Raw genomic sequence first — 4906 nt, 5'->3', positions numbered from 1 at the left:
AATTCAACAATTCCCCTCCTTGGAGGGGTGCCGTTTTACGGCGGGGAGGGTGCTTTTCATTTTTTAATGGTTACTCTAAAATAATGAAAAAGTTACATAAACAAAATTTTGCTAAATGAGATTCTCACGTCGCTTTGCTCCTCAGAATGACGGATTGGGTTGATAAGATTCTTGGGTCGATCTACAACGTGGTTGGCGGGTTTAAGATAAGTATTTTTCATCATCATTTAGGGCCGTAAAGTAGCATGAACCTCTATCCCGTCTTTCTTCCTTTTAAATATTGGTCAAAGAAGACGGCGAGGATAATGATCGCACCAATTATAATCTGCATAATAAATGGATCAACACCTAAAAGATTACCACCATTCCTCAAAGTTTGGATAATGAGGGCACCCAGTGCAGTACCAAATATTGTACCTACCCCCCCACTGAGGCTCGCTCCACCAATAACCACTGAAGCTATCGCATCAAGTTCATAACCCTGTCCACCGGTTGGCACTCCAGCCGCCATCCTAGTCCCAAGCATTAAGCCAGCTATACCGCTAAAAAGAGCAGCCGTTACATAAAATTTATATAAATTAGAACCAATATTTATACCTGATAACCTGGCGGCTTCAACGTTGCTCCCTATCGCATAAAGATTTCTCCCATACACGGTATATTTCAAAACAAAAGCCATAAAAATAGCTAAGAAAATCCAAGTCCACGCAAGAGCAGGAATCCCCAGCATAGTAGCAACCGAAAATTCTCTAAAACCAATCGGGAGGCCGGAAATCATCCTACCGCTCGATACATACATGACTAATCCTCTTACCAAGGTCATCATTCCCAAAGTGGCAATAAAAGGTGGTACTCGACCATTATGAACTGCTACCCCATTAGCTAATCCTATTAGCGCTGAAACTCCCAGAGAAATAATAATTGCCAGGGATGAAGCCATTTGAATATCACCCCGGTTAGAAGTTAAAAGCGCATAAATCATTCCGGATAAGCCGACAATGGATCCAACCGAAAGGTCAATTCCCCCAGTAATAATGATCAGGGTCATCCCAATAGCAACCACTCCATTGATTGATGACTGTCTAATCAAATTGGTAATATTATCCCAGGATGAAAAATTACCCTTGGTTGCTATGATGAGATAAACTGCCATAACAGCTAATATTATCAAAAGGTTCCTTTCGGCGAAGGCTTTACGTTGATTGTTTTTCATCGTCTTAAACTGCCTCCCTGATTTTTTCTTTCGAAACGATGTTTTTCATCGCTAAGGTTAGAAGATACTCCTCAGAAAACTCCTTCCTTTCCACTTCACCAGCAACCATCCCATTCGAAATCACCAGGATCCGATCCGATAATCCTATCAATTCCGGTAAATACGATGATATTAAAATAATACCCTTCTCTTGATTGAGAATTTCATTGAACAATCTATAAATTTCCGCCTTCGTACCCACATCAATCCCTGCGGTTGGTTCATCAAAGATAAGAACATCGGGATTTTTACATAACCACCTAGCTATAACAACTTTTTGTTGGTTCCCTCCACTTAAATCCGATACCTTTTGATACATACTCCCTATTTTAATCGAGAGCTTATCAACATAATCTTTGGTTTGTTCATAAGCTTTTTTATAAATCAATATCCCGGCTCTCATGACTTTTTCCAGGTTTATAGCATTAATATTAAATTCGATATCCTGTTGAGAAAAAGTACCCTGAATTCTTCGGTCTTCTGGAAGATAACCAACTCCACTCCTTAATGAGTCTTTGGGTTTTTTTATCGATATTTCCTTCCCGTTGACTATAATCTTTCCCTTGTCAAATTTATCAGCACCATAGATTGCTCTAGCAATATCCGTTCTCCCTGCTCCAACCAAACCAAATATTCCCAAAATTTCTCCAGCTTTAACATTGATATTAATATTTTGGAATTTTTTTCCTGAAAGATTTTCAACCCGAAGGAGTTCCCGGCCAATTCCAACTTCCTTTTTATAATACATTTCTTCGATGGTTCTACCGACCATCAAAGGAATAAGCTTTTCCACGCTCCCCAATTCTTCTATAGTATAGGTTCCCACCACTGCTCCATCTTTGAGTACGGTTACCGTATCACAAGTATCAAAAACTTCTTCCAGGTTATGGGAAATATAAATAATGGCCGAGCCTCTTTCTCTTAAATTTTTAATGATACGGAATAAAATTTTGGTTTCATTCCGAGTGAGAACCGCAGTTGGCTCATCAAATATGACTAGCTTTGGGCGATGCCAAAGGGATTTAGCAATGGTAATCATTTTCCCCTCAGCTGCACTTAATTCTTTTATGCTTCTTTTTACATCAATATCGACCTCAATCTCATCAAGAAATTTCTTGGACTCCCTATACATTTTCCCCCAGTCAATAATTGGTCCTTTTTTAGGTTGATTTCCTAAAAAGAAATTCTCAGCAACACTCAGATCTTGAGCAACCATTACATCCTGGTAAACTGCGAATATTCCTAACTCTTTTGAAATAATTGGTGAGTTCCTTAAGATTTCTTTATCTTCAAATATCATCCTTCCGGAGTCTTTAATATAAGCGCCGGTAACAATCTTAATGAGGGTTGATTTTCCTGCTCCATTTTCTCCAACCAGTCCTCGAACCTCACCTGCTTTCACTGATAGATTTACCTGATCCAAAGCTTTCACTGCAGGAAAAGATTTACTAATATTCTCAAGTCTTAAGACCTCTTTTCCGAAAGACATAAGACCTCTCCTTTGGTTTGAAAGTGTTTACTGCAGCTTTTTCAGAACAGTTCATTTTGAATGGTTAAATAATATACCCTTCCTTTTTATGCCAGTCAAAAAGTAAAATTAATTGTCATTAGAATCCCAACACCAACAATATAAAGCCAAATTCCAAAAAGCTATGAGTTTACGAAAGCTATAGAAACCTCTCTTAAAACGCCACTCTATTTTTGGCATTAAGATAGAAATGAAATAGCGGGTGGCAATAACCACCCGCTATTTCATTTAACCTATTAATATTTTTTTCTGGAGAAAGGATCAAGAATCCACATAGAATCATCAAGGTTTTCCTTGGTGATTACGTAAACTCCAGTATCATAATACTGAGGCAGAGGTTCACCATTTATTGCCATAAATGCGAACATGACTCCCTTATACCCCATGCCGTGTGGATCCTGAACAATGAGGGCTTTCAAAGCTCCGCTCCGCAAGGCATCAATTTCCTGCGGATCAGAGTCATAGGCAACAGCAACAATCTTATCTTGCAAGCTCCGTTCCTCAATTACCCTTGCAACACCATCACCAGTATGGTTGTTATCGGCAAAGAAGCCAAGTAAATCAGGATTTGCGGTTAAAAGGTCCTCGGCAGCATTGGCAGCGACAGCAATATCGTTATCTACGTATCGGGTAGGAAGAACTTCAAGCCCTGGGGCTATCTCTTTAAGTCTGGCAGCAAACCCATCATCCCTATCAACCAGAACCTGTACTCCAGCCATGGCACTGATGAGGCTAATTTTCCCTTCTAGAGGCTTTCCAGCAGCTTTGAGAGATTCAACCAGGTTATCAGCAGCCAGGGCTCCTCCTACTTTGTTGTTGGTTGCTAAGAAAGAGTGAATTCCTGTGTCGTAAACAAAATTGTCAATCAAGACGATTTTTATACCCTGTTTGTATGCATTATCAAGAACCAAAGATGTAGCTTCTGAACTAGTTGATGCAATAACAATGGCGTCCGGCTTGGTGTTGACAACATTCTCCAAGATAGCTACTTGCTCATCAATATCAGCTTCCGATGGCGGACCATAGACAGTTATTTTAACCAAACCTTTAAGGTCAAATTCCGCATTTTTTGCACCAACAATGGTATATTGCCAGAAATCAGAGTCAGTTGCCTTGACAATAAAAGCTACGTCATAGGGTTCGACATCGGCAGCATAGCAAAAGGCAGTTCCCAAGAGGACAAATATCACCATTAGTAATAACATAATTTTACGCATTTTAGGACCCTCCTCATATTGTGTTTAGTAGTAAATGTTTTTAAATACAACTTCCCTCCTTCCCTTACCAATCGATAGCTATCACCTCCTTCTAATTGTTTGATAAATATTTCTAACCAATACTACTTTTAAAATTATTATACAATTTTACATTTATAGAGTCCAATAATTAATATCAAATTATAGTGATTAGGGCAAACCCCTCTTTTAAGGTTTTTTAATTTTTCTAATTTTTCAAATCTCCCTAACCCTCTTTGCTAAAGGGAAAGATTGATACCTGAATAGGTATTTTTCATTTTCGTTTGGTTAAAAATAAGTGGCTTAGGGTCTATCTTGAAAATACCGGAATAATTTTTATAGGTAACTCATATTGAGCAACCAACCAGAATCTCATTCCGGGTTTTCACCCTCATCCTCACCTTCTCCCATCAAGGGAGAAGGAATTATAAAAATGCGTCATCTTGAACCCTCTTCTCTTCTCCTTTTTCTCCCCCTCGCCCCCTCACCCCATCAGCTCTTTCATCCTCATCTGGTGCTATGAAAGTAGCATGAACATCTATTCATGAAATCATTGAAAATGAGAAAGGATAAATATATACTATGTTTATTAAAGCAAAAGGAGGGAAAAAATGAAAAAGTTTTTTTGGTTTACTTTACTTATTGTTATAGTTACTCTTTCATTCGGAACAAGCCTACTCTTCGCTGCCGAACCCGATTTTAGCAAAGTCCCGACTGCACCAAAACCAGAGAAATTAACCGTAGTTTTATTTGAACCCGTCGAACAAAAAGCTGCCATTGAGGTCAGCAAGCTTTTTGAGGAGAAATTCGGAATAAAAGTTGAAATCAATGCGATACCCTGGTCGAATCTTCATGAAAAAATCATTGCCGATCTCACCGCCAAGACAGGAA

3 protein-coding genes and 1 pseudogene are annotated in these 4906 nt (G+C 38.9%); 1 reads left to right on the top strand and 3 read right to left on the bottom strand.

Going from position 1 to position 4906, the window contains the following annotated elements:
• Nucleotides 1-253 precede the first annotated feature (253 nt).
• From PLK24_RS08345 to PLK24_RS08335, 3 genes are all read right to left on the bottom strand, one after another.
• The gene (locus PLK24_RS08345; protein WP_324478101.1) at nt 254-1213 is read right to left on the bottom strand and encodes an ABC transporter permease; all 960 of its coding nucleotides are present in this window, start codon (nt 1211-1213) and stop codon (nt 254-256) included.
• Between the two features lie 4 nt (nt 1214-1217).
• Nucleotides 1218-2741, bottom strand: a complete 1524-nt coding sequence (locus PLK24_RS08340) for a sugar ABC transporter ATP-binding protein (protein WP_324478099.1) — start codon at nt 2739-2741, stop codon at nt 1218-1220.
• Nucleotides 2742-3016: 275 nt separating this feature from the next.
• Nucleotides 3017-3997 (bottom strand): ABC transporter substrate-binding protein, encoded by a 981-nt coding sequence (locus PLK24_RS08335; RefSeq protein WP_324478098.1) that lies wholly within the window; start codon nt 3995-3997, stop codon nt 3017-3019.
• 629 nt (nt 3998-4626) lie between these two features.
• Here PLK24_RS08335 and PLK24_RS08330 point away from each other — a divergent pair.
• Nucleotides 4627-4906: pseudogene (locus tag PLK24_RS08330) on the top strand (hypothetical protein); the annotation flags it as partial.

It is taken from the genome of Atribacter sp. (assembly GCF_035418125.1).
Classification (GTDB): Bacteria; Atribacterota; Atribacteria; order Atribacterales; family Atribacteraceae; genus Atribacter; species Atribacter allofermentans.
This window is presented reverse-complemented; position numbering and strand designations above follow the sequence as displayed.

Excerpts from the sequence above, each read along its gene's own strand:
- PLK24_RS08345 (WP_324478101.1), bottom strand. The coding sequence starts at position 1,213 with ATGAAAAACAATCAACGTAAAGCCTTCGCCGAAAGGAACCTTTTGATA.
- PLK24_RS08340 (WP_324478099.1), bottom strand. The coding sequence starts at position 2,741 with ATGTCTTTCGGAAAAGAGGTCTTAAGACTTGAGAATATTAGTAAATCT.
- PLK24_RS08335 (WP_324478098.1), bottom strand. The coding sequence starts at position 3,997 with ATGCGTAAAATTATGTTATTACTAATGGTGATATTTGTCCTCTTGGGA.